Source organism: Ochrobactrum teleogrylli (genome assembly GCF_006376685.1).
Taxonomy (GTDB): Bacteria; Pseudomonadota; Alphaproteobacteria; order Rhizobiales; family Rhizobiaceae; genus Brucella; species Brucella teleogrylli.
This window is the reverse complement of the sequence record NZ_VEWL01000012.1, coordinates 1-25,584: the sequence shown is the minus strand read 5'-3', so window position 1 is coordinate 25,584 and position 25,584 is coordinate 1. Positions and strand designations below refer to the sequence as shown.

Here is a 25,584-nt window from a genome sequence, read left to right as displayed (position 1 = left end):
TGGCGTTATTGTTTCAAATGGAACAGAAGCGTATTTTTGCGGTTATGCATCGGGATGCTCCAGGAGGAGAGCCGATGGCTAGTGGAAAATGGAAAAAGCGAATCCGTCGGGCCAAGGCTGGCCACGAGCTGGAGCAGGCGGCAGCACTTCCCTATCGGTTTGAAAATGGCCACCTCAAGATCATGCTGGTCACGTCGCGCAGCACACATCGCTTCACCTTGCCGAAAGGCTGGCCGATGAAAAAGCGCAGTCTCGCCGACGCTGCACGTATTGAAGCCCTCGAAGAAGCGGGGATTGAAGGAAAAGTCAGCCGTTCTACGATCGGCCACTATCTGTATTGGAAGCGCCTGAAAAGAGTTTTCATCCCGGTTAAGGTGAGGGTCTATCCGTTGCATGTTCAATGCGAAAACGCCCGTTGGCCAGAACAGAAGCAGCGCCAGCGCAAATGGCTTTCGCCGGATGAGGCGGGTCTGCTGGTGGACGAGCCGCAATTGATAAGCCTCATTGCGTCCCTCGATACCGATCATCGAGCCTAATTTTGTGGGAACATAAACTGCGCTTGTCGGTTAGGTGCCGGTCTGAGCCCAAAAAACTGGCCCAAAGGAGAACGAGATGGACGATCATCATATCCCCAAGCAACTCCGACAAGAGCATAGAAAGGCATCAACAATGCCTGATAAGACTTCAGAAAAGTCGAAGGACCAGAAGGCTACCGACCGTCCGAAGGACCGCGGTGACAAGGAGCATTGGCTCTACGCGCAACGCGTGCCAGACAAATGAGAACGCTCCTTCTATTGGCCATCGGTGTGGTGTTGCTTCTGGTGGTAGGGTCTCTCTTTTATCCTTCCACCGATGACGATGCTGGAACGCAGCCTTCGCCCCATTCTTTACAGACAGATCCTCCCGATTGAAGCGCCCGCTTAAAGCGGGCGCTTTCTTTTAGAGGATTGGCTTTCCGCCCGTGACTGCAATGGTTGCGCCTGACGTATAGCTCGATAGTGGATCTGCCAGCATGACATAGGCGGAGGCAAGTTCCGCAGGCTGGGCGGGTCGTTTCATCGGCGTCTGTTTGCCGAATGATGCAACAGCCTCTTCCGGCAGTGTGGAAGGGATCAGGGGCGTCCAGACCGGCCCCGGCGCAACCGCATTGGCGCGAATGCCTTTTTCAGCCAGCAATTGCGCAAGGCCAGCAGTGAAATTCTGGATGGCGCCCTTTGTCGTTGCATAAGCCAGCAAGGTCGGGTTGGGCATGTCCGAATTGATCGAAGCCGTGTTGATGATCGCGGATCCCGGTTTCATATGAGGCAGGGCGGCCTTTGTCAGATAGAACATTGCATGGATGTTCACACGGAAGGTCAGATCCCATTCTTCATCGCTGATATCTTCCAACGCGTTAAAACTGGCCTGATGCGCGGCATTATTGACCAGGATATCGATCTGCCCAAATTCTTTGGCGGCGCGCTCTGCAATTTCCCGGCAGGTCTGGGAACGCTGAATATCGCATTTCATCAAAACGGCCTTGCGGCCCTCTGCCTCGATCAGCGACCGCGTTTCAAGCGCATCGGCCTCTTCCTGAAGATAGGCGATCAGAACATCAGCACCTTCTCGTGCAAAGGCGATAGCTACGGCGCGTCCGATCCCGCTATCGCCGCCCGTGATGATGGCTTTTCGTCCTTCCAACTTGCCGGAACCCTTGTAGCTTGCTTCGCCATGATCAGGCTTGGGATTCATCTTTTCCGTCAAGCCTGGCATGGCCTGATGCGGCGTATCGAAGGGAGGGGTGGGATATTGTTTATTCATAAAGGGTTGTCCTTCCTCAGCATTATTATCGCTTCGGATCTAACCACCGGAATCCTCCGGTGTTCCCATCATGTGGCGTAGAATGTGTCCGTGACGTTCGGGACTACTGTTCCAGACCGCGACGACGAAAAAGAGCTTCGGCAATGACCGACAGATCATTGTCACGATTACTCAGCACGAAGCCGGTAAAGCCCTTGTTATCACTCGCCGGATTCATGGACAGGGCGAAAATGAACGGCGTCGATCGCGTTTCAAGCGCATCGACAAGCGGCAATACAGTTGCCGGCTCCAGCGCCACATCAAGTATAGCGGCGTCGACTTCTTCGTTTTGGAGAAAATGGAGCGCTTGCTCGGTCGTGTTGACGGGGCCAAGAATTACAGCACCAATCGCACCAAGTTTGCGACCGGTTTCCTCCGAAAGAAGAAAACTGTCTTCGAAAACGAGAATGCGCTTGCCCGAAAATGAATACATGGCCCTATCATTTAGACTTATCATAACAAGTAGTTAGTTAGTCATGTCCGAAGGCAAAACGCAAGATATCGGGCGATGGTTTTGCGCTTCAATCAAAACGCTATGAATAGGCAGTTCGACAGTTTTTCGTTCATCAACTATCGACGATATCGTGCAGCTTATGGCGGGCGCGATGCAGACGGCTTTTCACTGTACCAATCGAACAAGCGCAAATTTCAGCTGTACGTTCATAGCTTTTACCTTCCAGCACCACCAGCGAAAGCACACGGCGATATTTCTGTGGCAAGGTTTCAAGCGCGATCTGCACATCATGTGCTTCGAGCGTATATTCCTGTGAAGCACCGACGCTTGCGGTCGGCGATATACATTCGGCAACACCGGGCGCTTCTCGCTTTTGCAACCGGATGCGGGTGCAAAATGTGTTGCGCATAATGGTGAAAAGCCAGGATTTCAGCGGGGAATAAGGGATATATTTCTCCCGGTTTGCCAGGGCTTTAACGAGCGTTTCCTGTACGAGATCTTCGGCATCTTCCCGTTGGCTATAAAAAGTGCGCGCAAATGCGCGCAATGCCGGGATCATATCAACAAGCTCGTCCGGTTCCAACGTGTAGTCGGAATGGAGGGGGCAAGACATCAGTCTGACCTTTCCGAACCACGGTTCGGTTTGAGTGTGGGGCGGCTTATGCCGCCCCTTTTTTGTCACGAGTTCTTGTGGCTTTGCTGCCCCGCCATCACATGCTGCTCGTGTGAGCCGCCGCGTGAGGAAGACTGCTGATTATTGCCACCGCTAGCCTGCTTGCCGTCGTTCTTATGGCTTTGCTGACCAGCCTTGACATGTTGTTCGTGGGTGCCACCCTGGGTATGGCTTGGTGTATGACTCTGGGCCATTATCTTTCCTTCCGGTGGGTTTCATGCTTTCCAAGGTTGTTGTGTCGCGCGTGACATAAGCCTAACCCGACCGGCGCGCCGATGTTCCGTGCTGTCGTTGTAACAAACTTCACGTTTGTCCAGAGTTCGGATTAATTGGCAAAATCCGCAGCCATCGCGAGCTCTTTGAGGAACAAGGCGCGTTCTTTCTCGAAATCCGGTCGGCTTCGTAGCCGCAGCAGGTAGGAAGGGTGGATGGTGACGAGCAATTGGATATGCTCACCGTAAGCGAGCAAGCGCCCGCGCATGTCCGCTATCCGAACTGGCTTCCCCAACAGGGATTGCGCGGCAGTCGCTCCCAGCGCCACAATAAGTTGCGGGTGGACCAGTTCGATCTCCTGCTCGAGCCACCAGCGACACGCCTCAATATGGCTGGTAGAAGGGCGCTGATGGAGCCTTTTCTTGCCCCGCTGAATATGTCGGAAATGTTTGACCGCGTTGGTGAGATAGCAACGATCGCGTGAAAGGCCTACTTCCGCGAGGCAGCGTTCAAACATCTGCCCTGCCGGACCGATCAAGGGGCGCCCCCCTTGATCCTCCTTATCTCCCGGCTGTTCTGCAACGAACATGATACCGGCTCCCACCGGCCCTTCGCCAAAGACTGTTTGCGTCGCATTTTTGTATAGCTCGCAACGCCTGCAGCTAAGCGCTTCATGCCGGACGGAGGCCAGGGTAGCCTCCGTAATTTTTGTTGCCGGACGTGTCATTGCGCGCCCGTTGCCGAAGCAGGAGGTTTCGATTCCGTGGATGCGGGCGGCTTGCTGTTGTCATCCATGAAACCCCTGCCGGGGGTCAACTGGCCGTAAGATTCGACCGCCGCCCAGACAATCATCGCCAGCACGAGACTGACAATAAGTATCAGGAAAATCCGGCTTCCCTTCCGGCCTTGCCGGGCATCCTTGGGAGTAACCTCCTTCATGCTGGCTGCTCCACTTCTAAATTATGTCCATCGGCGGCGTTCTTGCTCGATCTGGTCGGATGTGTAAGGCGCGCCAGAAGCGCTGAATCCTTCCCAACCTTCATCGACATAAGCATTGCGCCTTTTCCGGATGTCCACACGCGCCCACTCGTCGAAAATCGCTTCCACTTTCTGACGGTCCTCTTCGTCGCACCGAACGACGACCAGCGTGCTGCCCCGGCGGATCGCTTCGGAATAGGCTTGCGCTTCTTCCTCCGGAATGCCGCTTTCCATCAGCGCTCCGACAATGCCTCCTGCAACGCCGCCTGCAGCTGCACCACCGACCAGCCCGACGAGGGTGGCTGTCAGCCAACCGCCGGCAACGACGGGCCCGACACCGGGAATTGCAAGCAGACCCAGCCCCGTCAGCAGTCCGGCTCCGCCACCCGCAACAGCTCCGACACCAGCGCCAGTTTCCACGCCCGTGATGGTGGATTGATCTTCCTGGACCGCGTCATCGACATATTGCCCATTGGTGTTATTGGATATGAGGCTGATATCGTCCGCTGAAATACCTGCTTCTTGCAGTGCCCGGACAGCGTCGAGCGCTTCGTCATGATTATCGAAAAGACCGGTGACATGTACCATTGTCATCTCCTTCGTTCGTTTTGGGCTGCGTTATTATTGCGTGGTTACGTTGCCCTGAAAGTCGAGCTGAACTTTAAAGGGCTGTCCATCACGCGCCGCTTCGGCGCGCCAGATGCCATCTTCACCCAGTTTGAGGTTCATGATGTTGGTGTAACCTGCGTCGGTGAAACGCTGCTTTGCCTGCTCTTCGGTAAAACTGTTCTTGCCCGGAACGGGTGCGTTCGGATTGGTCTCGCCTGGCGTTGTAACCGCAGGGGTTTGCGGCTCATCAGAGGGCGCCGTTTGGGCGAAGGCAGTGGTGGCAATAAGAACAAAAGCAGCGGCTGCTGGATATCGGACTGAGCTTTTCATGGAATTCCTCCCTTCATCGTGAGAGGTGTCCTAACCAGCGAGAGGCTAGGATGTTCCACTGCCTTGTGTTTTGATCCAACAGAGTTGGATAATGGCCGTAAGTTTCTGCTTTTACGCTGTATTCTAACGGGCGCCGAGAACCATTTCCCTGATCCAGCGTGTCAGAAGATGGTTATAAGTCTTCTGGTGAACAGCGTCCTCAAGAGCGTGGTCTGCACCATCCAGCATACGCAGGGTCAGTGAATGAGAATGGATGAAAGCGCTTTGATAACTGGCGATGGTTGGATGGGGTACAATTGTATCATGTTCGGACTCAACGAGCAGGACGTCCCCGCGAAACTCTCGGGCCTGACGCAGCGCTCGATTGTCCTCTGCTCCGATCAACGCCGAGCGATAGGATTGGAGATCAACCCTATCGAGTTGCGCTTTCGGCAATTGCCAATAACTGTCGCGATAAAGGGCAGGGGCTCTGAGAGCCAACCACCTGACGGGCCGAAATTCCGTCAATAGCGTCGCCAGATAACCGCCATAGCTGCTTCCGACGACGACAATCGAACCATCCTCTACGATCTTCAGGCTTGCCAGCCGGTCATAGGCGGCAATGACGTCGTCCAGATTGTCTCCCCGCGTTACGGTCTTGTTGCTGGTGACTGTATGTCCGTGACCGCGCATGTCGAATGTCAGGCAAACGCAACCGAGTTCCGAAATTGATTTAGCCCGCTCGATATCGCGTTCTTGATTGCCAGCCCAGCCGTGGAGAAACAAAACGCCTGGAATGGTTGTGTCCGGTGAGATGACCGTGGCGTCCAGTTGGACCTGGTCTACATCAATGGTGGTAGCATTACGGATCATGATAGAGTTTCTCTATTCGTGCATATTTATGGAGCGGCTGGCCGATATCGTCCTCGCCCGCATACACAACAAAATCATCGGCTGCGAACCGGGGTTCTGCACCGTAAGTCTCGCGTGCGACAACCTTCAATGCGCTGACGGAACTGTCCGCAGTCATCGCCTCCAGAGCGAGCATTTCCGCGGGAGAAGCCCCGCCCACTCGCCATGATTGCTCTAGCACCCCGCAGCAAAAGCCGTCTTCCGTCACGGGTCCGACCAGAACGTCATAGTTTTTACGCGAGGCGACGAGGCCGAAATGCTGTTCGGCGGCGGTGTCGTAGCGTTGCGCGCCTTCGATAATTCGATGGGCGACAGGCATGCGCAGTCGCATTCGCAATGCATCCCAGTCTCCGCGTGCCACATAGAGCCGACTTCCCGCATAAACGGTCTCGCCATTGAGATCGCTCGCGGTATATTGGCGACCGAGATAGCTCATGGTCAGACCGGCAAGACTGACCTGCCCAACCGAATAGGTCGATGAGTTTTCAATATCTTCCTCAATTACCATTCCTCCAGCGATATCGCTTTCCGAAAGCGTTTGAAGAAACAGGTCCAGTTCGTGGTTGTTTTGAAAGACACTTTGCTTTTTGCCGCCCGATGCATAGGGGTCTTTCAATCGGATCTTTCGCTTGCCGAGAAGAAACGCACCCGCTTGCGCAGCATGGTCATGCGAAAAAACGGAGTAACCGGAGAGGGCAGCACCTTCCAGATCCTTCGCGAATTGGGGCATCCAGCCGGTCGGCAGAGCGTCTTCTTCGGTCCAGGCGGGGTGTGTCGCCAGTTTGGTCGTCATGAATTCCTGATCCACACAGCCACCCCAAAACTGACCGGCATCGAGTTCGGGGTGGCTTTGTCGGATAAGCGAGAAAGTCGGCACAAAGAATGTCCGCACTGCGTCGTCGAAATGCTGCACAGTGGAACCGAGACGGATTCCTGTCAGCTTCGCCAACCGTGCAGCGATGGCCTCGACACTGGCAACATTATGCCGACTGTCGGAAGGCTGGCTGACGACGCAAATTTTCTCGTAGCTGTCCATCAAAGTCAGGCAGCTTCGGCGTGACGATTGGCTGACGTTTCAGCAAGCTGGGTCAGGTCCTTGTCGGTCTGGCCTTCTTCCTGCAAGGTTTGATCGAGCAGCTTGGCCACATCATTGTAGCCCAATGTTTGCGCCCAACGCTTCAGGGTGCCGTAACGGGTTATTTCATAGTGCTCAACCGCCTGCGCGGCAGAGATCAGGCCTGCATCCAGAGCGGGGGTCTCGGAAAATTCATCCATAATCTCTTCGCCCTCGGCAATGATACCCTCAATCGCTTCGCATGTTTTGCCCTGCGCGCGCTTTCCGAGGATCTCGAAACATTGCTGCAAGCGTTCGACATGCCCTTCCGTCTGCTCATAGTGTTTCATGAAAGCATTCTTGAGCTTTTCGTCTTCGGCGGCGCGTGCCATTTTTGGTAGCGCTTTCAATATTTTGCGCTCAGCATAGTAGATATCTTTCAGCGTATCGTAGAAGAGATCCTCAAGTGTGCGTTGCTTGGTTCTGGCCATTTCCAACTCTCCCTTTGGTGTTTCAGACGTAGGTGCCGCTCCGTTACAGCGACAGGCCTGCCCAACCCATCAGGCCGCTAAATGTTTCATCGTCCCGATAATTCTTGCAGGTTGACGTTCAGGATTTGGATGCGTGTTTCGGCTTTCCCTTTTGCTTGGTGGAAGCCATTTTCTCGAGTTCCGTCTCGCTCATGGACTTTTCCATTTGCTTGGACGCGCCTTGCAAGCTGCTTTTGGCTTTGTCTCCGCGTTTTGCGGCGAGGGCCGCCCCGGCGGCCTGTTGCTGTGCTTTCGATTTTGCGGGCATGTCTTTTCCTCCGGCATCAATGCGCTCATTGGAATGGAGTGCTTGGTCCGCTACGCACAGACGCGAAGCGAAATAGCCCTACCAAACCGCGCGATACGGAGATTGTTCCAAAAGGAATGACGACAGATAGCCGATTACTTGCGACCGCGCTGTTCGTCCCTGCATTTCTTCGCGTCCTGACCTGGCACACACTTTGTGTGCTTCTCAATCCGGTCTTTACGATCATGTTTTGGTGGTTGCGCTTTTTCAGGAACGGGTACGTTCTCTGGTGCAGCAGGCTGCTGATTGGACGAAGGCGGCGGGTTTCCCGGCACCTCAGGTTCCTGTCCGCCCGATTGGGTCGGCATGCCGGGTGTTTGCGCAGACGCTGCAGTCGAGGCGACTGCAAAAGCTATCGCGATAATGAACTGTTTCATTGCTCTATCCTCATCGCTGCAAGATGAGTAGATCAACAGTCTCGCTGGAATAATGTTCCGACAGGTGCGATGCACCCACAGAGCCGCTAATGCGGGTTTTAATTGTCAGTGAAGCAAAATGGCGGGCGGATTGCTGGGGCCGCCTCGCTACTTTGCTTCTATTCGAAAAACCGATCAGCGGTTATTTATCAATGCCTGCACAAGGTCGGCTTCCAGATCTTCCGGGTCTTCCAGACCGATAGAGATGCGAATGAGCTGCGCGCCAATGCCCAGATCATTCTTCTGGTCTTCTGGCACCACCGCATGTGTCAGTGAAAACGGATGCTGAATGAGGCTTTCCACACTTCCGAGGCTGACAGCGAAGTGGAAATAGCGGGTCGAAGTCAAGATGCGTTCGACGCGTGCAAGGTCACCTGCGACTTCTATGGAGATGACGCAACCGAAATTGATCATCTGATCCGACGCCAGTTTATGCTGCGGGTGGCTTTCCAGACCGGGATATACAACCTTGGTCAGCCCCAGTTCTTGAGCTCTTTGTTCGAGATGGGTTGCAAGCTTCAGCGCGGTTTCCGATTGCCGGATGCTGCGAATTTCCAAGGTTTTCAGCGAGCGATGCAAAAGAGCGCAATCGGTCGGCGACATCACGGAACCGAGCGCGTTTTGCAAATATTTGACGCGTTCTGCAAACCCGCCGGGAGCGTTCGAAGAGACCGCAACCACGCCGCCGAGAAGATCGGAATGCCCGTTCAGCATTTTCGTTGCCGAATGGACGACCACATCAATTCCATAGTCGATCGGGCGCTGGCCAGCTGGCGAGGAGAAGGTGCTGTCGCAAACCGTAATCGCGCCAGCCTTGTTGCCGAGTTCTGCGACCAGAGAAAGATCAACGATGCGCAGCGTTGGGTTGGATGGTGTTTCAAACCAGAGCAGAGCGGGCTTGTGATCGGCGACGGCCTGGCGAAGAGCGGCTTCGTCGGAAAAATCCACGAAACTGACATTATGCGCCGCCGTGATCGGCTTGACGTCGGCAAGCAGTCGATAGACACCGCCATAAAGATCGTTATGCGCCAATATCGACGATCCCGCCGGCAGCGCTTCAATTAATGTCGCCGCTGCTGCAAGCCCGCTCGGAAAAACGAACGCGGCTTCTGCACCTTCAAGGTCTGCGAGGCAGCGTTCCAGACCATTTCGGGTTGGATTGCCGCTGCGGGTGTAGTCGAAACCCTTGCTCGCTCCAATCCCGTCCTGCACATATGTCGTTGCATGGTAGATCGGAGGGATCACGGCTCCGGTCAAAGGATCTGGTTCCTGACCGATATGGATCGCGCGCGTTGCAAAACCAGCCTGATTGCGGGGAGGGTTCTTGGCCAATTTTCCGTCTTTCTATCGTTGGTCTGTGGTGCCGGTTTTGCGCATCAACCGCTCCCCGGATCGATAATATTTTTTGTGTCCAGCCGAACATCGTTCGTGTTTCAATAAGCGATCAATTCGCTCGTATCCTTCAAATAAAGCGGGTGGCCGGGCGAGCCATTATTTGTAATCTTCAGCGCATGGAGCTTAATATTGTTGTTGCGCAGCGCATTCGTGATGAGCTCGCCATGATGCGCCAACTTCTTGTGCAGTGATCCATAGGCCATCACCACGATTGCTGCATGTTTGGCCTGTTCGAGAATTGTCTGAACATTCTCCTCGGTGCAAGGAACAACACCTTCTTCCAGCAACATTTTTGGATGCGTGGCGCGATAATCCATCACGTTGCATTTTACATAGCGGCTGTAGCCCCAGCGGCGCGTAAACTTCTGCTCTTTGAAAACCGTTGGATCGTCCACATCATAGGCTGCAGTGCTGGGGTTCATGCCGATCCAGAGCACATATCCGTCTTTATCTCCACCGTCCCATTCGCGCGTCAGAAGACGACGGTATCGACCGCATTCGGAAAAGACTGCGTCGCCTCTGATCTCCGGTTTAACCTTCAAGCGAACCTTGCCGCCTGGGTCATGGGATTCGTGATTCATCATCGCTGCGTCTCGAGTTTCCGTGGTCGTCATGTCTTTCTATGGAGGATTTAGCATCCGATGCGCTGAACGCCTAGCGTATTATACTGTGGAAGTAGAATTTGCGACCGGGCCGCTCGCCGACCTCGCCTTTGCAGCAGTGCGAGATATGCAGATGATGGAAGGAAGACAGCGGTAAGCCGCCTTCCTCCCTATGGAATTGTCAGGCGCTGACTGGTTGACGCGGGCTGCTATTCTTTTGGGATTGTAGAACCGTTTCTGCGCTTCGATTGACAGAATAAACATAATGAAATGCATCGGCTCTGCCACCTATCAGGCATATATCGTGACGGTTCCAGCTCCACTGTTCCGCATCAAGCATTCTCTCGAACTTTGACGATGTGGTTGCCGACCAGAAACTTGCCGCCCCTGTCGGGATCAGAGCTCTTCCCAGGACGGCGAGGCCGCTTCCAGAATAAATCGCATTGTTCTGTTCTCTTACGAGAAAATCAGGACCATTATCGGTATCCATCAAAATCAAATCATATGCCGCGGGCCGCTGTCGTAACGTCTCCATGACGTCGCCAACCTGAAGTTCAACACGATGATCCCGAATTGGATGGTCGGCCAGATGACCGATGAGGGAACGGTTCCATTCGACAATTTCAGGAACGAGTTCACACACGGTTATCTGCGCGTCCTGCGGAACAAAATCGAGCGCTGCTCGAAGCGTGAAACCCATGCCAAGCCCACCGATGAGAATTCTCTTGGGCGTGTGATTTAGGAAGCGCAGTGAACGTTCAGCGAGAAAAATCTCCGATTGGAAATTGACGTTCGACATCAATTCCAACCCGTTATATCGAATTTCGTAGATATCGCCTCTTTGTCGCAACAATATTTCGTCGCCAGCGGCATTGCCGGCGCGCGCCAACTCAGTCCAGATAGCCATTTAAAAACCCAAACGTTGAAAAGAACGACTGGCCCTGCCAGTGCGAACTAGATGTTTCTTAGTGATGGGAGTGTCGGGGTCGCTGCAAACCTAGATGTGCAGCAACCCAATGGCATCGTCTGATCTGGCATCCATCATGAGAGGAAATGCCGACACATTCTTCAAACCGTTGGAAATATTGAGCAAGATTTGAAAAATATTCGTCATATCAAAATTCTTGATCACATCCTGATTGTGTAATGGCCTTCTTTTAGTACCAAAGTGGCTTTTTTTATCAAGATGCTCGGGTGAAATGTCGCACAAATCCGGCATGGCTTCAGCAACGTTCGACGTTGACCGTTATTTTCTTTGATAGGTGATCTGTTCGCCGTCTTCCTTGGTAAAGGACGCAATCGGGCTTTCGAGAATATCGAGGACCAGTTCTGATGGACGGCAGAGTTTGGCGCCAAGTGGCGTTTCAACGATCGGGCGATTGATCAGGATCGGATGCGCCATCATGAAATCGATCAGCTCATCATCCGTCCATTTTGGATCGGAGAGGTCCAATTCTGCATAGGGCGTGCCTTTTTCCCGAAGGAGCTGGCGGGGTGTCATCTGCATTGCGGTGAGCAACTCAGCAAGTCGTTCGCGTGAAGGCGGATTTTGAACATATTCGATGATGACCGGCTCTTCTCCGCTGGCGCGGATCATAGCCAGTGTGTTGCGAGAGGTGCCACATTTCGGATTGTGGTAAATCGTAACAGTCATCAAAGTTTCCCGTTCAGAGTCCGTAGGCGCGGATTATCCCGCTTTCATCTATGAAAAGGAACCTTGTTTCAAGGCAACAGTGGCTCACCTGCCAGAAAAGATTAGGGCCGCTTAGCTGCGGCCCCGACTGTTCTTTATTTTGCAACGATTGCCTGGATACCGGCAAGTGCGCATTCGGCATCCGTTGCGCCCGACGGTGCGCCGCCGACGCCAATTCCGCCCACTAGCGCATCGCCGATCTTGATCGGCAGCCCGCCCGCCTGGATGACGAAGCGTGAATCCATATCCCGCATGCCGCTATTGGCTGGCTTCGACGCGATAAATTCTGCGAGTTCGCCGGAGTCACGGCCAAGAGCTGCCGCCGTGAACGCTTTTCCTGTAGCGCTGTTGCCAGTGTGCGGGCCGGAAAGATCGGCTTTCAGCAGCACCTTCGTCGATCCATCACGCGCAACAACTGCGACGCTCACATTGTTGCCCTTGGCGACACATGCATCGAGTGCAGCCTGAGCGGCTTTGGTTGCCAGATCGAGCGGCAGATAGGGCGTCGTGGGAAGGGTCTGAGCGAAAGCGGTAGCCGGAGCCAGCGACAGAGCGATAATAGCAAGTTTGCGGATCATGGTCGTTCCTCGGTTTCGATGGGTGTGATCTAACTCTGCCCGCCCTGAAACTGAATCCGTAGCCTTTGCGATCTTATCCGTAGTTCTACGGATTTGCACTTCCTTCGAGCCACAGGCGAGTCATTTCCGCTTGCGATGTGGTGCCCAGTTTCACGCCAATGGCTGCACGGTGACTGTCGATGGTGCGTGGAGATAACCCAAGACCATCCGCAATCTGCCGGGTGGTGAAGCCTTGCGCAATACGGTCCAGCACCTCGCGCTCGCGTGCTGTCAACATATCGAGCAAGGCAAGCGTTTCGGCTCTCAGCGCCTTGCTGCCCAGCTTGTGGTCCAGCAATTGCTGGGCTTTCTGGATCGCATCGATCAGGTCCTGCTCATCGACGGGTTTGGATAGATAATCTACAGCGCCATTGCGAAAAGCGCGGCGACAGGCTTCGATGTCGCCATGGCCGGAAATAATGATCACAGGCCAGTCGATTTCCTGCGCAGCCAAAACCTCCTGCAGTTTAAGGCCCGTCATCACCGGCATACGAATGTCGAAAATCAGGCATCCGGGCGTCAGTCGTGGCAATTGCGCCAGAAATGCAGACGGATCGGCAAAAGTTTTAACCTCGATATCTATGGTCGAGAGCAGAAGGCTGAGGGCCTTTCTGACTGCTGCATCGTCATCGACGAGGTAAACAGGCTGAACCATTAATTTCAACTTTCTCTGTCGGCAGCCATCGGAAGCACCACGCGAAATAGCGCGCCGTGTTCCTGTGGGATATAGGAAATCTCGCCGCCGAAGCGTTCAACCAGACGTTGGCTCAGCGCAAGTCCAAGGCCGGTCCCCTCGGGGCGGGTTGTCGTAAACGGCGTGAAAAGGCGAGGCAGCAGTTCGGGCGCGACACCTGTGCCGTTATCCTGAACCTCCAGAACCGCCATGGTTCCTTCCGTTTTAAGCGACGCTGTTACGTGCCGATCACGATCATCGTCGGTGTCACGAAAAGACTCGATGGCGTTGCGCAGAAGATTGAACATTACCTGCTCCATTTCCACCGGGTCTACTGCGGCCAACAAAGGGCTTTCAGGCATCAGGAGGTCTAACCCGACACTTTGCCGTTTTGCTTCTGAGGCCAGCAAGGTTTGTACATTTTGCAGTGAAAGGCGCAGGTCGGCTTTGATGTTTTCCCTGCGTTGCGGACGCGACCAGTTGCGCAACCGATCCAGAATGGCCGACGCGCGGCGCGCCTGATCCACCATATCGTCAAGCGCACTCGCAAGCGCTGTTGTGTTGTTGCGGCTCAACAGGCGGCGTCCGGCCTGCGCCCCAGCGAGAAGCGCCGTCAGCGGCTGCGTCAATTCATGCGCCATGCCGCTTGCCATTTCACCCATCGTGTTGACGCGCGATGCATGGGCCAGGCGGGCTTCAAGGCCGCTCAGTTCGGCGCGACGCTCCGCATGGCGTGTGCGTTTGATTTGGCGAATGATGACCAGCCCCCCGAAGAAAAGCAGGTTTGTGAGAACGAGGATCGGAATCAACTGGTCCAGAGGCAGCAGAGCCGCCCATCCCACATTCATGGCAGTTTCGAAAAGAAGCGGTTGAGAGGCGCTTCCCAATTGCTTGGAAAAGAGCGCTGCGCCAAATGATACTGGGTTGCTGAAAAGAATTGTTCCATCCGGCATCAGAAGTCGGCGCGCAACACCGCTGCGACGCCAGAATGCATCGTCCGAGCTGATCAGGGCGTCAGCATTTATCGATAGCGCCAGCCCATCGTGGGGATCGTCGTTATTCGGGCTGCGCTTTACAATCATGTAATGCCCGGGACGCGCCGCTGGTGTGATCAATTTCGGAATGCCGCTCGATGAAAGTGCCGCCGCTCGTATGGTTGCGGTCAGCTCCGGTTCCAGCCGTCTTGTGCCAGTGACAGGCGCTGACGGGTCGATCGGCACAAGTTGAATTTCATCGATCCGTGGATAGAAACGTGTGATGGTCGTAGCGACTTCGAGAAACACGTCGTCTTGTGAGAGTTCGGCAGTCCGCACCTTGGATTGCGCTATCGTCGAAAGCGCAGTCAAATGGGCATCATGCTGAACCGCACGTTGAGAAGCTTCACGATGTAACGTGAAACTGGCTGCCTGGAGTTCGGACAACAATTCGGATCGCTGATAGACTGCAAGGCCGCCGATTACCAGAAGATTAAGCAGAAGCCATATGATAAATGGGAGCAAGGCAGAGCGGAACCGCGCCCATATGCTTCCATTATGCAGGTTCATAGTTCCATCCTGATACCGATCGCTATTCCGGCAAAACATATCGATACTGATTTGCTGCGCCAACAGGAAATCGTCCTGCGTTCAGGTTCCAGTCATCTGAGCGAGATTATCAACGGTCATAAGGCTGCTGGTGTTTCGCAATAGCGCTATTCCGGTGGCAGATGGTTCGTTCTGAAAGGATATCTTGATCATGGATTTCATGCGTCGCTCATTTTTGTTGTCCGGTGCGGTGTTGGTGCTTGCGGTATCCGCATGTCAAAAAGAACAAGTCCCGGCTGCGCCCGAAGCTCAGGCTGGAATTTGCAAAAAAGATGTCGCAGAAACCCTCGCTGGCATGGATAGACTTACCGACGACGCCGCCATGCAGCTGACAGGCGCAACCATCGTCCGCCAAGTGAAGCCCGGCGACCCGGTTACAATGGATTTCAGGCAGGAGCGCATCACCATCGAAACAGACGCCACGACCGGCAAAATCAGTCGCGCATATTGCGGCTAGCTGTTTCTCATAGCCGGGACGCAAAGTAACAGCGCAAGAGAAAACTTAGCTGATTGGCGAAGTTTTCTCTTGCGCATTGTTCCGATATCTGAATAGTTAGCAATATGGCTAAGCATGATCCAGATCTTTCATTATTGTTCCACGCGTTGGCAGACCCGACACGACGGTCGATCCTGACCCGTTTGGCTGGTGGGCCGTCAGCGGTGACGGAATTGGCTGGTCCGACGGGGCTGCGCCTGCCGACGGTGATGCGACACCTTTCCGTGCTGGAAGAGGCTGGTTTGATCGTGTCATCGAAGGATGGACGAATACGCACTTGCGCTATCCGCCCTGAAGCTATGGAGCCAGCGCGCAGTTGGATGGATGAACAGCGCGCCATTTGGGAAGCACGTCTGGATCGGCTGGATGCGTTTGTGATGAATGTGATGGAGGAGCGCAAGAATGACACGGATTGAGAAGCCCGGTAGCATGGGCGTAGCGGCAACAGATGACAGTCGTTTTGCAACGCTTACCTTTGAGCGGAACGTGGCGGCGCCGGTATCCGTTCTGTGGCAGGCGTGGACCGCTCCCGCCGCACGGGCGGTCTGGGCTGCGCCAAACTCTGCCGTCGAAGTGGAATTTCTGGAAGCCGACACCCGGATCGGCGGTCGCGAGGTTTCGCTATGCAGGGTGAAAGGTCAGCCCGACATTCGCTGCGAATGTGGCTGGCTCGAATTGCAGCCCGCGTTGCGCAGCGTGAATTACGAAGTGATCTCCAGCGAAGGCGTGAAGCAATCGGCAGCATTGGTCACGGCCACCTTTGCCGATAAGGGAGAACGCAGCAGTGTGGCGGTGACGGTTCAGCTGTCTTCGCTGGCCGGGAATATGGAGGCGGGCTATAGCGAAGGCTTCGGCGCGGGTCTAGACAATCTGGCACAAGCCGCCGAGCGCACCATGGTGTTGCAGAAAATCATACGGGCGCCGCGAGCGGTTGTCTGGAAGGCATGGATGAACCCCGAGACGTTGCCGCTTTGGTGGGGGCCGGAAGGTTTTTCGTGTCGCACAAAGAGGATCGATCTTCGTCAGGGCGGCGAATGGGTTTTCGACATGATCGGCCCGGACGGCACAGCCTATCCGAACCACCACCGCTATTGTGAGGTCAGGCCGGAGGAACGGCTGGGCTATACGCTTTTGTGGGGTGAGAACGGGCCGAAACATGCCGATGCATGGGCCGCGTTCGAGGATCAGGACGGGTTTACGAAAGTGACCCTGGGAATGGTCTTCAGTACAGCGGCTGAATTCCAGGATGCCAAGGGCTTCGGAGCGATCGAGCTGGGGATGGAGACACTCGGCAAACTGGATCGTTTTGTCACAACGAAATGAAATTCGCCAGTTCAGCTCTTAAAGCAATTGATGGCGCATTCGTGGGAGGCGGTCGGTCGTCTCTTACGAATGCAGCCCTTTGATCTGTATGCCCACAATTTCTTTGGCCAGGGCAATCCTGTCGGCGTCGGTATCGACGCTTCTGGGTTGATACCAGATCGACAGCCAGTTGATGGCGCCGAGCACGGCCTTGGCCGCTATCGACACGTCGACATGGCGAATGCTGCCGTCCTCGATGCCTTCGCGAATGACCTGCTTGAACAAATCCTCAAACCGGCGTCTGATCGAGATCAGCTCGTTGAGCGTTCTGCGCTGGTCGGGTGTGGTCGCCGCGAGCTTGTGCATGTGAACGCCTTGCACCACCACCGCTTCGAAAGCGACGTTGTTCATCATGGCAAGCGCGTGAGCGGTGAGCATCTCTTCAAGCCGGTACAGGCCTGAGCCATTCAGCGTCATAACCGGCTCAACGGCCTTGAACAGTCGTTCCATGCCTTCGCGGTGCACGTCGAAGAACAAATCCGTCTTGGAAGAATAGTAGTGATAGATACGCCCCTTGGTGGAGCCCATCCTGCGCGCCACATCATCAATGCTTGTGGTCGAAAAGCCTTGTTCCATGAAACACTGGGCGGCTGTTTCCAGGATCACGACATTCCCTGTACTGTCCGTGCGGTTAGATCGGCGGCTGTCAGCCATCTGCTACTCCGATTTATGCGTAGGTAAGCGGCAACCAAGCCTAGCAAATTTCGTAAGGAAAATGCCACTAGACAAAGCGATGTTCAAGTGCATACTACTCAGTATGTTGTTGATTAATGCGACCGCGTTCCATTTTTCAGCGCTTGGAGGACATAAATTTGGAAATACAGCCTAATTCTGCTGCGTCTGCGCGGTCCGCAAACGCAGAAAGCCAGCTCCTGTACTCGGACTGGATCAAGATCGATCAGCAGCTTGTGGATCGGTTTGCGGATGTGATCGACGATCATCAATTCATTCATACAGACCCCGAACGCGCAGCGACTGAAAGTGTGTTCGGTGGCACCATCGCACACGGGTTTCTTGTGCTCGGCCTGTTGACCAAGCTCAGCCGCGAGGTTTTGCCGGAAGTTGCAGCCGGTACGGTTGAAATCAACTATGGTTTCGACAAAGTCCGCTTCCTTTCGCCGGTGAAGGTGGGTTCTTCCATCCGTGGCGTGTTCAGTTCCAAATCGGTGCAGCCGAAGGGTAACGGTCAGCTCCAGACTCTTGCAGCGACCGTTGAAATCAAAGACGAAACCAAGCCAGCACTCGCCGCTGACTGGCTCATACTGACAGTAGGTTGAAGATCACATGGCCATTTCTTTTGAAAATCGTGTTGCAATTGTAACGGGTGCGGGCGGCGGGCTTGGGCGCGCTTATGCCCTCGAACTGGCAGCGCGCGGCGCAAAGGTCGTCGTGAACGATTTCGGTGGCAGCCGCGACGGCACCGGGGGGGCATCGGAGGCAGCCGAAAAGGTCGTTGCGGAAATTCGATCCAAGGGCGGTGTCGCCATTGCCGACGCCGGCAACGTCACGAAGTTCGAAGACATGCAGGCGCTGGCGAAGCGCACGGTCGAAGAATTCGGTCGCATCGATATTCTCATCAACAATGCCGGGATCTTGCGCGACAAGAGCTTCGCGAAGATGGATATGGCCGATTTTCGCGCCGTGGTTGACGTGCATCTTATTGGCTCGGCCAATGCCAGCCGGGCGGTGTGGGACGTCATGAAAGGCCAGAACTATGGCCGCATCCTGATGACGACCTCTACGTCTGGCGTTTATGGGAATTTCGGCCAGTCCAACTATGGTGCGGCCAAGGCAGGCCTCGTCGGCCTGATGAATGTGTTGCATTTTGAAGGCGACAAATACGACATTCATGTCAATGCGATTGCCCCGACTGCTGCAACGCGCATGACCGGCGATGTGCTGGATGACGAGATGCTGGTGCGCCTCGCACCCGAAAACGTCGTTCCGGCTGCTCTCTTCCTCGTCAGTGAACAGGCGCCAAGCCGCACTGTGCTTCTGGCTGGTGCGGGAACTGTGGCCCGTATGGCGATTGTGGAAAGTGAAGGCGTTTATCTGCCGAAAGGCGAGCGGACACCGGAAGCCGTTGCGGCTGCTTTCTCAAAGATCGATGACATGACTAATTTCATCGAGACGGATGCCGGTTTGGCGCATGTGGATCGCATCATCGCGACGTCCCGCGCTCATGAGGTTATCGAATGACGGCATCAAAACCCCGTCCGAAGGCTGAACCCCGGTCAGCCTATCGGGAGTTCTACGATATGCAGACGCGCTGGAGCGACATGGACATTTATGGCCACGTCAACAATGTCGTCTATATGCAATATTGCGATGCGGCATTGAACCGGTCGCTGATTGCGTCTGGTGCTCTGGAGTTGAACGGCTCTACACCAATTGGTATCGTTGCGCGCAATTCAACGAATTATTTCTCCGAAATTTCCTATCCTGACAATGTCGTTGTCGGGGTTCGCGTCGAGCATATCGGCAATACCAGTCTGCTGTGGGGTTTTGGCATCTTCAAGGATGACGAAGAGTTGACCGCCGCTGTAAGTGAATATGTGCATGTCTATGTAGACCGAGACACGCGACGGCCGGTTCCGCTGACTCCGGAATTGAAAGAATTGGCCGACAGGCTTTACGTTTCGGCGTCAGTGGAGGAGTTTTGATGAGAGAAGCTGTCATAGTATCAACTGCGCGCACACCGATTGGCAAAGCCTATCGCGGAGCTTTCAACGACACGTCTGCGCCAGCGCTGGCGGGTCACGCGATTGCCGCTGCGGTTGAGCGCGCGGGCATTGATGGCGCGGAAGTAGAGGATGTGGTTCTTGGTGCTGCGCTTCAGCAAGGCACGACCCACATGAATATCGCCCGCACGTCCTTGTTGCGGGCTGGCCTTCCGGTTTCAGTTCCGGGTCAGTCTATGGATCGTCAATGCGCGTCGGGGCTGATGGCTATCGCAACAGCAGCCAAGCAGATCACCGGCGATGGTATGACGATTGCTATTGGCGGTGGTGTGGAGCAGATTTCACTCGTGCAGAACGAGCATATGAATGTCTATCGCTGGCGTGATCCCTGGCTGACGGAGCATCTGCCCGCCACTTATATCAGCATGATTGAGACGGTGGAGATCGTTTCAGCGCGTTATGGTATATCGCGTGAGGCGCAGGATGAATATGCGCTGCAATCGCAGCAACGCACCGCGGCTGCACAGGCCGCAGGCCGCCTGAACGCCGAGATTGTCCCGATCCAGTCCACCATGCTGGTCAAGGACAAGGCCACGGGCGAGGTCTCCGCAAAAAGCGTTGAGCTGGCCATGGACGAAGGCAATCGCCCCGAAACCACACTGGAAGGTTTGCGCGGGTTGAAGCCGGTCTTTTCCGGGGGGCAGACAATAGCGCAGGGTGGCTTTATTACCGCTGGCAACGCCTCGCAATTGTCTGATGGTGCTTCGGCATCTGTTTTGATGGAAGCAAAGGAAGCGGAAAAGCGGGGCCTATCTCCGCTTGGTATTTATCGCGGAATGGCGGTCGCCGGATGCGAACCTGACGAGATGGGTATCGGCCCGGTTTATGCCGTACCGAAACTGCTAAAACAGCATGGCCTGACGGTCGATGATATCGATCTGTGGGAACTGAACGAAGCCTTTGCGGCACAGGTGCTTTATTGCCGCGACAAGCTTGGTATCGACAATGAAAAACTGAATGTAAGTGGCGGCGCTATTTCGATTGGCCATCCTTATGGAATGTCGGGCGCGCGTATGACCGGGCATGCCCTCATCGAAGGCAAGCGGCGCAATGGACGTTACGTGGTGGTGACCATGTGCGTTGGCGGCGGCATGGGCGCTGCGGGCCTGTTCGAAATTTGCTGATAGATACGAAAAAGGCCGGTCAAACCGGCCTTTTTCATGATGTTACCAGCGGCGCTATCAATAAGCGGCTTTATAAATCGCCAAGGCATCCGCCTCAGTGACTTTGCGCGGATTGTTGACCAGAAGCCGCGTCTGTTTCATTGCGTCGCGCGCAAGCAGGGGCAGATCGTCTTCCGTAATATTCACTTCGCGCAATGTCTGCGGCACGCCGAGCTCACGGCTGAGATCCACCAGTTTTTCGACAAAGGCTTCAGCACGTTTTTCTGCCGACACGGTGCTCAGTTCCGGAAAAACGTCTGCTGCAATTTCCGCATAAATGTGGCTGGCTTCCGGCAAGTTGAAGCGCAATACATGCGCAAGCACGAGCGCGTTGGACAAGCCGTGCGGCACATGGAAATGCCCGCCAATCGGGTATGCGAGTGCATGCACAGCAGCAACCGGAGAATTGGCAAAGGCCTGACCGGCAAGCAACGATCCGAGCAACATAGCGGCGCGTGCGTCGCGGTTGCCGCCCTCAAAGACCGCAGTGCGAATATTGGCGCCGAGCAGTTGCAGGGCGTTGCGCGCCAGCGAACGCGACAAAGGATTGTTGTTGGCCGAAGCTGAAGCATAAGCCTCGATGGCATGGACCATCGCATCGATGCCGGTGGCAGCGGTTACCGCTGCTGGCAAGCCGACAGTCAAATCCGCGTCCAGAATCGCCATGTCCGGCAATAGAAGGGGCGAGACAACGCCCTTCTTCTCCGATGCTCCAGTGGTGATGATTGATATCGGTGTGACTTCCGACCCCGTACCCGCCGTCGTTGGCACCAGCACGAGCGGCAGGCGTGGCCCGCGCGCGATGTTGACGCCGTAAATGTCGTTCAGCGTTTCACCGCTTTTTGCCAACAGGGCGGCAACCTTTGCAACATCCATTGATGAGCCACCGCCGATGGCGAGAACGCCAGTCGCTTCGTGCGCGACGATCTGGTCCCTCAGTGCCAGAACATTGCTTTCCGGCGGGTCGGCCTGCACATCATCGAAGATCGAAACGGCAATGCCCGCCTGCTCCAAGGCGTTTGTGGCCGGGGTCAGCAGTCCGAGCTTGCGCAATCCTTTGTCGGTGACGATAACAACGCGCTTGCCCAATAGGTGTCCGGCAATATCGACAATCTTCGCCAGCCCGCCGGTTTGCAGCACGATGGATGGCGTTGTGTTGAAGATAAAATTTTCCATGATGTTCAGGTCTTTCGATTTTGATAGATCAACTCGCGCGCTTCACCTTGAGCTCGCGATCAATCGTATCTCCGGTAATGCCTTCGCTGCGTAGTACATGTTTCTGAATTTTACCGCTCGAGGTTTTTGGAAGAGATTCCAAAATTCGTACATAGCGCGGCACCATGAAGCGGGGCAGACGACCTGCGAGAAACTCCAGCAGTTCCCCCGCAACGATTTCCTGCCCTTCGACAGGGGTTACGGCGATCAGAACTTCATCCTCACTCAGTTCACTCGGGACTGCGATGGCTGCGCATTCCTTGACGGTGTCGTGGAAAAGCACTTCGGCCTCCAAAGCGAAGGACGAGATATTTTCACCGCGCCGCCGGATGACGTCTTTCAGGCGATCCACGAAGAAATAGACACCGTTTTCATCCTTGCGAAAGCTGTCTCCAGTGTGAAACCAGCCATTGCGCATGGCTTCGACGGTAGCTTTCGGATTGTTGTAATAACCTTTCATCAACGCCCAGGGGCGGTCGGAGCGGATGACCAGTTCACCAGCCGTGCCATCCGGCACGTCGATGTCGTTTTCGTCAACCACGCGCAGCTGATACCAGGGGCGCGGCTTTCCGGCGATTCCGTTTTGCGTGATGCCGGGTCCAGCAACAAGCGGACTGGCAATTTCGGTCATGTTGTAGATGGTCCATGCCTCGACGCCGAATCTTTCCGCAAATAATGGGCCATCCTCGCCGAACGGGGTAATGAAGGCGCGCCGCAGCGGGTGGTTGCGATCATCCGATGAAACCGGCTGTTTCAGAAGGAAACTCGCCATGACGCCCAGCAACAGGCAATAGGTCGAGTTGGTATCCCGAACGGCCTGCCAGAAATGCTGGGTTTTGAACTCGCGCATCATGCCGATGGAAAGGCCTCGTGCCAGCATGGCGTAGACGTAAAGGGTAGAGCCGCAATGGAAGATCGGACCGCAGATCATGCAGCGATCCGTTTCATCGACGCAGTCAAAGGCGTCCGGGCCCATCGTATAAAGCTGCACATAAGAGGTTACGACGCCCTTGGCGTTGCCCGTCGTACCCGAGGTGTACATGATGGCAAGCGTGTCCCACGGCTCAATCGGCTTGTCGAGAACAAGTTCGGTTTCGCTGACTGTTTCCACGTCAGACAAAGGCAGAATTTCCACACCATCGACTGCACAGCTAACAGAGCCTTCGACCACCAGAACCTTGCGCAGTTTGCCGGGTGCGACATCCAGCAATCGTTCCACCAGATCGGCGTGGGCGATCATCAACGGTGCATCCGCATCGTCCAGAATATGTTCCAGAGGGCGACCGAGTGCTGCGGTGTTGATTGGCACATAGACTGCGCCGATATAGTTGATTGCGAACCAGGTGGTGAGCAGATCCGGGCCATTGCCCATAAAACAAAGCACGTGATCGCCGCGTTTTACGCCATGGGATTGCAGCGTTGCCGCGCGCTGGCGAACTCGGTCGCGGGTCGTCTTGTAATCCCACTCCGTCGACGGCCAAAAATGCACGAATGGTGCCGTGGGGCGCTCGGCTGCATATTGATCGAGAAGATATCGCAACACGGAATGGTTACGGTTGAGCGCGCGCTGGTCTGGCGTCATGTTCTGAATTCCTCCTACCCGGCCACAACTAAACCTTCAAAAGAGGGCAGTTGCAAACCTGTTTGGAATATGCAACATACTCGGTAGTATGTCAAAGCGAAAACATCTGGGAGGATGGAAATGGCCATAGTCGATATCAAGCGCGAGGGACCGATTGCGGTGGCGCGCTATGACCGTGGCGGCAAGGCCAATGCTCTCAATGAAGAATCGATCAAGGCGCTCATCCAGGCAGCGGACGAATTATCGGCGGATGACAGTGTTCAGGTCGTTATCATCGCCGGAACCGAAAGCCGCTTTTCCGGCGGCGTCGATCTGAAAGACGAGAACCTGTGGCGCACCAGTGCGGGCGCCGTTGCACGCCACACGGCCATGTCGCTCGGCGGCGTCATGTGCGATCGGTGGCGGTTGTTGCCGCAGATCACCATTGCAGCGGTTGAAGGTCCGGCAGTTGGTGGTGGCGGCATCCTGGCCTTGGCAGCAGATTTCCGCGTTATGGCGGCGGGGGCCTTCTTTCAGTTTCCGGAAGTCCGTCTGGGCATGACGCTGGGTTGGGGCGGGCTGCCCCTCCTGTCATCGCTAATCGGCCCGACGCGCGCCAAGCGGGCGCTTTTCGCTAATGACCGGATCGGCGAACAGGACGCGCTTCATATGGGTCTTTGCGACAAGATTGCCCCGGCGGGCGGTGCAGTCGAAACCGCCACACTCTTCGCGCAGACCATCGCCGAATGTCCACCCTTGGCCTTGCGGATGACGAAAAGAGCCATTGATCAAGAACACCGCGCCAACTGGGCTGCGCCTTATGAAGCCGACCAGTTTTATCTGGCGAGACTGATTGCGGAAAGCAGCAGCCAGTCGGGCTGACACCGTTATAATTTGGGAGGAGGAAAACATGAAAATGAAATCAATGATGCTTTCGGGTGCGTTTGCCACCATGGTGCTCGCAAGCCCGGCTTTGGCAGAACCGGTTCGACTGGGCGTGCTGACGGATATGTCCGGCATGAACTTCGACCTTGCCGGCGACGGTTCGGTCGTGGCCGCAAAAATGGCGGTGGAGGATTTCGGCGGAAAGCTGAATGGGGAGCCCATCGAGGTCATCGTCGGCGACCATCAGAACAAGCCGGATATCGGTTCGACGCTGGCGCGCAGCTGGATCGACGAGAAGAACGTCAAAGCCATTATCGACGTGCCGACATCATCGGTCGCCATGGCGGTTCAAGAGATCACGCGTGACAAGGACATAGCGTTTCTGGCGTCCACGGCAGGTTCCTCGGACCTGACCGGCAAAGCCTGTTCGCCAACGACGGCGCAATGGACCTGGGACACCTATTCGCTCGCCAATGGCACCGGTCGCGCCATGACGCAGGAGGGCGGCAAGAAGTGGTACTTCATTACCGTTGACTATACCTTCGGCCATGCGCTGGAACGCGATACAGCGGAAGCCGTCAAGGCAAGCGGTGGCGAAGTGGTGGGCGCGGTGCGTCATCCGCGTGAAACCACTGATTTTTCCTCCTTCCTGCTACAGGCGCAAGCATCGGGCGCTGACGTGATTGCTCTTGCAAATTCGTCGGGCGATACGATGACCGCCCTCAAGCAAGCCAGTGAATATGGTATTACCCAGGGCGGCCAGAAGATCGCAGGCATGTTGCTGTTTCTCTCTGACGTTCATAGCGTTGGCCTCGAAACTGCAAAAGGCCTGACGCTGACCACCGGCTTTTACTGGGATTATGATGATCAGACCCGTGCCTGGTCGAAGCGTTTCGGGGAACGGATGAACGGTAAAATGCCGACGATGGTTCATGCAGGCGTTTATTCGTCTGTCATGAATTACCTCAAGGCGTCCGAAGCGGCAAAATCCACCAGCGGCAAGGCCGTGCTCGACAAGATGCGCACGATGGATATCAGTGACTTCTTCGCTCGCAATGCAAAGCTGCGCGCCGACGGTCGTATGGTTCACGACATGTATCTCGTTCAGGTCAAGTCACCTGAGGAATCCAAAGGTCCGTGGGACTATTACAAAGTTCTGCGCACCATCCCCGGTGACGAGGCATTCCGTCCGCTCGACAAGGGCGGCTGCCCGCTTGTGACGCAGTAAAGAGGCTTTTTGGATGACAGCTTCGACTGGCAATGTGACGGCTCTGCGTGAAGCAGGGCCGGCGACCTCGACTTCT

33 protein-coding genes are annotated in these 25,584 nt (G+C 55.3%); 10 read left to right on the top strand and 23 right to left on the bottom strand.

The features are described 5' to 3' along the window. Window positions 1-17 precede the first annotated feature (17 nt). Complete coding sequence (locus tag FIC94_RS17200) at window positions 18-536, top strand: NUDIX hydrolase (protein WP_235859008.1); 519 nt, start codon at window positions 18-20, stop codon at window positions 534-536. Between the two features lie 403 nt (window positions 537-939). On the opposite strand, the gene FIC94_RS17195 is transcribed toward FIC94_RS17200, so the two are convergent. The 20 genes from FIC94_RS17195 to FIC94_RS17100 form a co-directional block, all read right to left on the bottom strand. Continuing rightward, window positions 940-1,800: an SDR family oxidoreductase gene (locus FIC94_RS17195; protein WP_121538934.1), complete on the bottom strand. Its 861-nt coding sequence runs from the start codon at window positions 1,798-1,800 to the stop codon at window positions 940-942. A 103-nt stretch (window positions 1,801-1,903) separates the two neighbouring features. Next, on the bottom strand, window positions 1,904-2,272 hold the full coding sequence (locus tag FIC94_RS17190) for a response regulator (RefSeq protein ID WP_235859007.1): 369 nt from the start codon (window positions 2,270-2,272) through the stop codon (window positions 1,904-1,906). 133 nt (window positions 2,273-2,405) lie between these two features. Next, window positions 2,406-2,906: a sigma-70 family RNA polymerase sigma factor gene (locus tag FIC94_RS17185; RefSeq protein WP_121538933.1), complete on the bottom strand. Its 501-nt coding sequence runs from the start codon at window positions 2,904-2,906 to the stop codon at window positions 2,406-2,408. 65 nt (window positions 2,907-2,971) lie between these two features. Next, window positions 2,972-3,160 (bottom strand): hypothetical protein, encoded by a 189-nt coding sequence (locus FIC94_RS17180; protein WP_140025699.1) that lies wholly within the window; start codon window positions 3,158-3,160, stop codon window positions 2,972-2,974. A 131-nt stretch (window positions 3,161-3,291) separates the two neighbouring features. Then, entirely contained in the window at window positions 3,292-3,906 is a 615-nt protein-coding gene (locus FIC94_RS17175; RefSeq protein WP_124916022.1) for a UdgX family uracil-DNA binding protein, read from the bottom strand. Then, window positions 3,903-4,118, bottom strand: coding sequence for a hypothetical protein (locus FIC94_RS17170; RefSeq protein WP_124916021.1), 216 nt, complete (start codon window positions 4,116-4,118; stop codon window positions 3,903-3,905). The genes FIC94_RS17175 and FIC94_RS17170 overlap by 4 nt, the downstream gene beginning before the upstream one ends. A gap of 21 nt (window positions 4,119-4,139) precedes the next feature. After that, the gene (locus tag FIC94_RS17165) at window positions 4,140-4,745 is read right to left on the bottom strand and encodes a DUF1269 domain-containing protein (protein ID WP_140025698.1); all 606 of its coding nucleotides are present in this window, start codon (window positions 4,743-4,745) and stop codon (window positions 4,140-4,142) included. Between the two features lie 33 nt (window positions 4,746-4,778). After that, the gene (locus FIC94_RS17160) at window positions 4,779-5,096 is read right to left on the bottom strand and encodes a PepSY domain-containing protein (RefSeq protein WP_121538929.1); all 318 of its coding nucleotides are present in this window, start codon (window positions 5,094-5,096) and stop codon (window positions 4,779-4,781) included. A gap of 123 nt (window positions 5,097-5,219) precedes the next feature. Further along, the gene (locus FIC94_RS17155) at window positions 5,220-5,948 is read right to left on the bottom strand and encodes an alpha/beta hydrolase family protein (RefSeq protein WP_124916018.1); all 729 of its coding nucleotides are present in this window, start codon (window positions 5,946-5,948) and stop codon (window positions 5,220-5,222) included. Continuing rightward, on the bottom strand, window positions 5,938-7,023 hold the full coding sequence (locus FIC94_RS17150; RefSeq protein ID WP_140025696.1) for a DUF3182 family protein: 1,086 nt from the start codon (window positions 7,021-7,023) through the stop codon (window positions 5,938-5,940). Before FIC94_RS17150 ends, FIC94_RS17155 begins: the two co-directional genes overlap by 11 nt. Window positions 7,024-7,028: 5 nt before the next feature. Beyond that, complete coding sequence (locus FIC94_RS17145; protein WP_109365908.1) at window positions 7,029-7,532, bottom strand: YciE/YciF ferroxidase family protein; 504 nt, start codon at window positions 7,530-7,532, stop codon at window positions 7,029-7,031. Window positions 7,533-7,650: 118 nt separating this feature from the next. Beyond that, the gene (locus FIC94_RS17140) at window positions 7,651-7,839 is read right to left on the bottom strand and encodes a DUF3008 family protein (protein ID WP_124916016.1); all 189 of its coding nucleotides are present in this window, start codon (window positions 7,837-7,839) and stop codon (window positions 7,651-7,653) included. 134 nt (window positions 7,840-7,973) lie between these two features. Continuing rightward, a complete protein-coding gene (locus FIC94_RS17135) occupies window positions 7,974-8,255 on the bottom strand; it encodes a hypothetical protein (protein ID WP_140025695.1) in 282 nt (93 codons plus the stop codon). A 174-nt stretch (window positions 8,256-8,429) separates the two neighbouring features. Further along, window positions 8,430-9,626 (bottom strand): trans-sulfuration enzyme family protein, encoded by a 1,197-nt coding sequence (locus FIC94_RS17130; protein ID WP_140025693.1) that lies wholly within the window; start codon window positions 9,624-9,626, stop codon window positions 8,430-8,432. A 101-nt stretch (window positions 9,627-9,727) separates the two neighbouring features. Next, window positions 9,728-10,303 carry a DUF1643 domain-containing protein gene (locus tag FIC94_RS17125; protein ID WP_235892044.1) on the bottom strand — a complete coding sequence of 192 codons (576 nt, stop codon included), beginning with the start codon at window positions 10,301-10,303 and terminating at the stop codon, window positions 9,728-9,730. 169 nt (window positions 10,304-10,472) lie between these two features. Continuing rightward, window positions 10,473-11,198 carry a spermine/spermidine synthase domain-containing protein gene (locus FIC94_RS17120; protein WP_140025691.1) on the bottom strand — a complete coding sequence of 242 codons (726 nt, stop codon included), beginning with the start codon at window positions 11,196-11,198 and terminating at the stop codon, window positions 10,473-10,475. Window positions 11,199-11,537: 339 nt separating this feature from the next. Continuing rightward, window positions 11,538-11,945, bottom strand: a complete 408-nt coding sequence (arsC, locus tag FIC94_RS17115) for an arsenate reductase (glutaredoxin) (protein ID WP_140025690.1) — start codon at window positions 11,943-11,945, stop codon at window positions 11,538-11,540. 134 nt (window positions 11,946-12,079) lie between these two features. Next, on the bottom strand, window positions 12,080-12,562 hold the full coding sequence (locus FIC94_RS17110) for a GlcG/HbpS family heme-binding protein (protein WP_109365913.1): 483 nt from the start codon (window positions 12,560-12,562) through the stop codon (window positions 12,080-12,082). An 85-nt stretch (window positions 12,563-12,647) separates the two neighbouring features. Further along, window positions 12,648-13,256: a response regulator transcription factor gene (locus FIC94_RS17105; protein ID WP_121538922.1), complete on the bottom strand. Its 609-nt coding sequence runs from the start codon at window positions 13,254-13,256 to the stop codon at window positions 12,648-12,650. A 5-nt stretch (window positions 13,257-13,261) separates the two neighbouring features. Beyond that, window positions 13,262-14,818: a sensor histidine kinase gene (locus tag FIC94_RS17100; protein WP_140025688.1), complete on the bottom strand. Its 1,557-nt coding sequence runs from the start codon at window positions 14,816-14,818 to the stop codon at window positions 13,262-13,264. Between the two features lie 190 nt (window positions 14,819-15,008). Here FIC94_RS17100 and FIC94_RS17095 point away from each other — a divergent pair, with 190 nt between their 5' ends. The 3 genes from FIC94_RS17095 (at window position 15,009) to FIC94_RS17085 (ending at window position 16,676) form a co-directional block, all read left to right on the top strand. Continuing rightward, window positions 15,009-15,314 carry an I78 family peptidase inhibitor gene (locus FIC94_RS17095; protein WP_235892043.1) on the top strand — a complete coding sequence of 102 codons (306 nt, stop codon included), beginning with the start codon at window positions 15,009-15,011 and terminating at the stop codon, window positions 15,312-15,314. 104 nt (window positions 15,315-15,418) lie between these two features. Further along, a complete protein-coding gene (locus tag FIC94_RS17090; protein WP_109365916.1) occupies window positions 15,419-15,769 on the top strand; it encodes an ArsR/SmtB family transcription factor in 351 nt (116 codons plus the stop codon). After that, a complete protein-coding gene (locus FIC94_RS17085) occupies window positions 15,756-16,676 on the top strand; it encodes an SRPBCC family protein (RefSeq protein WP_140025686.1) in 921 nt (306 codons plus the stop codon). The genes FIC94_RS17090 and FIC94_RS17085 overlap by 14 nt, the downstream gene beginning before the upstream one ends. A 63-nt stretch (window positions 16,677-16,739) precedes the next feature. Here FIC94_RS17085 and FIC94_RS17080 read toward each other — a convergent pair whose 3' ends face one another. Beyond that, window positions 16,740-17,369 (bottom strand): TetR/AcrR family transcriptional regulator, encoded by a 630-nt coding sequence (locus FIC94_RS17080; RefSeq protein ID WP_109365918.1) that lies wholly within the window; start codon window positions 17,367-17,369, stop codon window positions 16,740-16,742. A 164-nt stretch (window positions 17,370-17,533) separates the two neighbouring features. Between FIC94_RS17080 and FIC94_RS17075 the strand changes: the two genes are divergently transcribed. From FIC94_RS17075 to FIC94_RS17060, 4 genes are read left to right on the top strand one after another with little or no spacing between them, the layout of a single operon-like run. After that, window positions 17,534-17,992: a MaoC family dehydratase gene (locus FIC94_RS17075; RefSeq protein WP_371830930.1), complete on the top strand. Its 459-nt coding sequence runs from the start codon at window positions 17,534-17,536 to the stop codon at window positions 17,990-17,992. A gap of 7 nt (window positions 17,993-17,999) precedes the next feature. Further along, the gene (locus FIC94_RS17070) at window positions 18,000-18,914 is read left to right on the top strand and encodes an SDR family NAD(P)-dependent oxidoreductase (protein ID WP_140025682.1); all 915 of its coding nucleotides are present in this window, start codon (window positions 18,000-18,002) and stop codon (window positions 18,912-18,914) included. Further along, window positions 18,911-19,378: an acyl-CoA thioesterase gene (locus FIC94_RS17065; RefSeq protein WP_094513360.1), complete on the top strand. Its 468-nt coding sequence runs from the start codon at window positions 18,911-18,913 to the stop codon at window positions 19,376-19,378. Before FIC94_RS17070 ends, FIC94_RS17065 begins: the two co-directional genes overlap by 4 nt. Next, on the top strand, window positions 19,378-20,580 hold the full coding sequence (locus tag FIC94_RS17060; RefSeq protein ID WP_140025681.1) for an acetyl-CoA C-acyltransferase: 1,203 nt from the start codon (window positions 19,378-19,380) through the stop codon (window positions 20,578-20,580). The genes FIC94_RS17065 and FIC94_RS17060 overlap by 1 nt, the downstream gene beginning before the upstream one ends. A gap of 57 nt (window positions 20,581-20,637) precedes the next feature. Here the strand turns inward: FIC94_RS17060 and FIC94_RS17055 are convergent, their stop codons facing one another. Together FIC94_RS17055 and FIC94_RS17050 are read right to left on the bottom strand one after the other, a co-directional pair. Further along, a complete protein-coding gene (locus FIC94_RS17055) occupies window positions 20,638-21,795 on the bottom strand; it encodes an iron-containing alcohol dehydrogenase (protein ID WP_140025679.1) in 1,158 nt (385 codons plus the stop codon). Between the two features lie 28 nt (window positions 21,796-21,823). Continuing rightward, window positions 21,824-23,416: an AMP-binding protein gene (locus FIC94_RS17050; RefSeq protein ID WP_140025678.1), complete on the bottom strand. Its 1,593-nt coding sequence runs from the start codon at window positions 23,414-23,416 to the stop codon at window positions 21,824-21,826. 120 nt (window positions 23,417-23,536) lie between these two features. On the opposite strand from FIC94_RS17050, the gene FIC94_RS17045 reads away from it, so the two are divergent. Both FIC94_RS17045 and FIC94_RS17040 read left to right on the top strand, forming a co-directional pair. Then, a complete protein-coding gene (locus FIC94_RS17045) occupies window positions 23,537-24,277 on the top strand; it encodes an enoyl-CoA hydratase/isomerase family protein (RefSeq protein ID WP_140025676.1) in 741 nt (246 codons plus the stop codon). A 28-nt stretch (window positions 24,278-24,305) separates the two neighbouring features. After that, window positions 24,306-25,508, top strand: a complete 1,203-nt coding sequence (locus tag FIC94_RS17040) for an ABC transporter substrate-binding protein (protein ID WP_140025674.1) — start codon at window positions 24,306-24,308, stop codon at window positions 25,506-25,508. The last annotated feature ends 76 nt before the right edge of the window (window positions 25,509-25,584 follow it).

Excerpts from the sequence above, each read along its gene's own strand:
- FIC94_RS17155 (WP_124916018.1), bottom strand. The coding sequence starts at position 5,948 with ATGATCCGTAATGCTACCACCATTGATGTAGACCAGGTCCAACTGGAC.
- FIC94_RS17110 (WP_109365913.1), bottom strand. The coding sequence starts at position 12,562 with ATGATCCGCAAACTTGCTATTATCGCTCTGTCGCTGGCTCCGGCTACC.
- FIC94_RS17165 (WP_140025698.1), bottom strand. The coding sequence starts at position 4,745 with ATGGTACATGTCACCGGTCTTTTCGATAATCATGACGAAGCGCTCGAC.
- FIC94_RS17040 (WP_140025674.1), top strand. The coding sequence starts at position 24,306 with ATGAAAATGAAATCAATGATGCTTTCGGGTGCGTTTGCCACCATGGTG.
- FIC94_RS17175 (WP_124916022.1), bottom strand. The coding sequence starts at position 3,906 with ATGACACGTCCGGCAACAAAAATTACGGAGGCTACCCTGGCCTCCGTC.
- FIC94_RS17180 (WP_140025699.1), bottom strand. The coding sequence starts at position 3,160 with ATGGCCCAGAGTCATACACCAAGCCATACCCAGGGTGGCACCCACGAA.
- FIC94_RS17045 (WP_140025676.1), top strand. The coding sequence starts at position 23,537 with ATGGCCATAGTCGATATCAAGCGCGAGGGACCGATTGCGGTGGCGCGC.
- FIC94_RS17090 (WP_109365916.1), top strand. The coding sequence starts at position 15,419 with ATGGCTAAGCATGATCCAGATCTTTCATTATTGTTCCACGCGTTGGCA.
- FIC94_RS17060 (WP_140025681.1), top strand. The coding sequence starts at position 19,378 with ATGAGAGAAGCTGTCATAGTATCAACTGCGCGCACACCGATTGGCAAA.
- FIC94_RS17145 (WP_109365908.1), bottom strand. The coding sequence starts at position 7,532 with ATGGCCAGAACCAAGCAACGCACACTTGAGGATCTCTTCTACGATACG.
- FIC94_RS17100 (WP_140025688.1), bottom strand. The coding sequence starts at position 14,818 with ATGAACCTGCATAATGGAAGCATATGGGCGCGGTTCCGCTCTGCCTTG.
- FIC94_RS17200 (WP_235859008.1), top strand. The coding sequence starts at position 18 with ATGGAACAGAAGCGTATTTTTGCGGTTATGCATCGGGATGCTCCAGGA.
- FIC94_RS17105 (WP_121538922.1), bottom strand. The coding sequence starts at position 13,256 with ATGGTTCAGCCTGTTTACCTCGTCGATGACGATGCAGCAGTCAGAAAG.
- FIC94_RS17070 (WP_140025682.1), top strand. The coding sequence starts at position 18,000 with ATGGCCATTTCTTTTGAAAATCGTGTTGCAATTGTAACGGGTGCGGGC.
- FIC94_RS17080 (WP_109365918.1), bottom strand. The coding sequence starts at position 17,369 with ATGGCTGACAGCCGCCGATCTAACCGCACGGACAGTACAGGGAATGTC.
- FIC94_RS17055 (WP_140025679.1), bottom strand. The coding sequence starts at position 21,795 with ATGGAAAATTTTATCTTCAACACAACGCCATCCATCGTGCTGCAAACC.
- FIC94_RS17085 (WP_140025686.1), top strand. The coding sequence starts at position 15,756 with ATGACACGGATTGAGAAGCCCGGTAGCATGGGCGTAGCGGCAACAGAT.
- FIC94_RS17195 (WP_121538934.1), bottom strand. The coding sequence starts at position 1,800 with ATGAATAAACAATATCCCACCCCTCCCTTCGATACGCCGCATCAGGCC.
- FIC94_RS17140 (WP_124916016.1), bottom strand. The coding sequence starts at position 7,839 with ATGCCCGCAAAATCGAAAGCACAGCAACAGGCCGCCGGGGCGGCCCTC.
- FIC94_RS17065 (WP_094513360.1), top strand. The coding sequence starts at position 18,911 with ATGACGGCATCAAAACCCCGTCCGAAGGCTGAACCCCGGTCAGCCTAT.
- FIC94_RS17190 (WP_235859007.1), bottom strand. The coding sequence starts at position 2,272 with ATGTATTCATTTTCGGGCAAGCGCATTCTCGTTTTCGAAGACAGTTTT.
- arsC (WP_140025690.1), bottom strand. The coding sequence starts at position 11,945 with ATGACTGTTACGATTTACCACAATCCGAAATGTGGCACCTCTCGCAAC.
- FIC94_RS17050 (WP_140025678.1), bottom strand. The coding sequence starts at position 23,416 with ATGACGCCAGACCAGCGCGCGCTCAACCGTAACCATTCCGTGTTGCGA.
- FIC94_RS17135 (WP_140025695.1), bottom strand. The coding sequence starts at position 8,255 with ATGAAACAGTTCATTATCGCGATAGCTTTTGCAGTCGCCTCGACTGCA.
- FIC94_RS17160 (WP_121538929.1), bottom strand. The coding sequence starts at position 5,096 with ATGAAAAGCTCAGTCCGATATCCAGCAGCCGCTGCTTTTGTTCTTATT.
- FIC94_RS17170 (WP_124916021.1), bottom strand. The coding sequence starts at position 4,118 with ATGAAGGAGGTTACTCCCAAGGATGCCCGGCAAGGCCGGAAGGGAAGC.
- FIC94_RS17095 (WP_235892043.1), top strand. The coding sequence starts at position 15,009 with ATGGATTTCATGCGTCGCTCATTTTTGTTGTCCGGTGCGGTGTTGGTG.
- FIC94_RS17185 (WP_121538933.1), bottom strand. The coding sequence starts at position 2,906 with ATGTCTTGCCCCCTCCATTCCGACTACACGTTGGAACCGGACGAGCTT.
- FIC94_RS17150 (WP_140025696.1), bottom strand. The coding sequence starts at position 7,023 with ATGGACAGCTACGAGAAAATTTGCGTCGTCAGCCAGCCTTCCGACAGT.
- FIC94_RS17120 (WP_140025691.1), bottom strand. The coding sequence starts at position 11,198 with ATGGCTATCTGGACTGAGTTGGCGCGCGCCGGCAATGCCGCTGGCGAC.
- FIC94_RS17125 (WP_235892044.1), bottom strand. The coding sequence starts at position 10,303 with ATGACGACCACGGAAACTCGAGACGCAGCGATGATGAATCACGAATCC.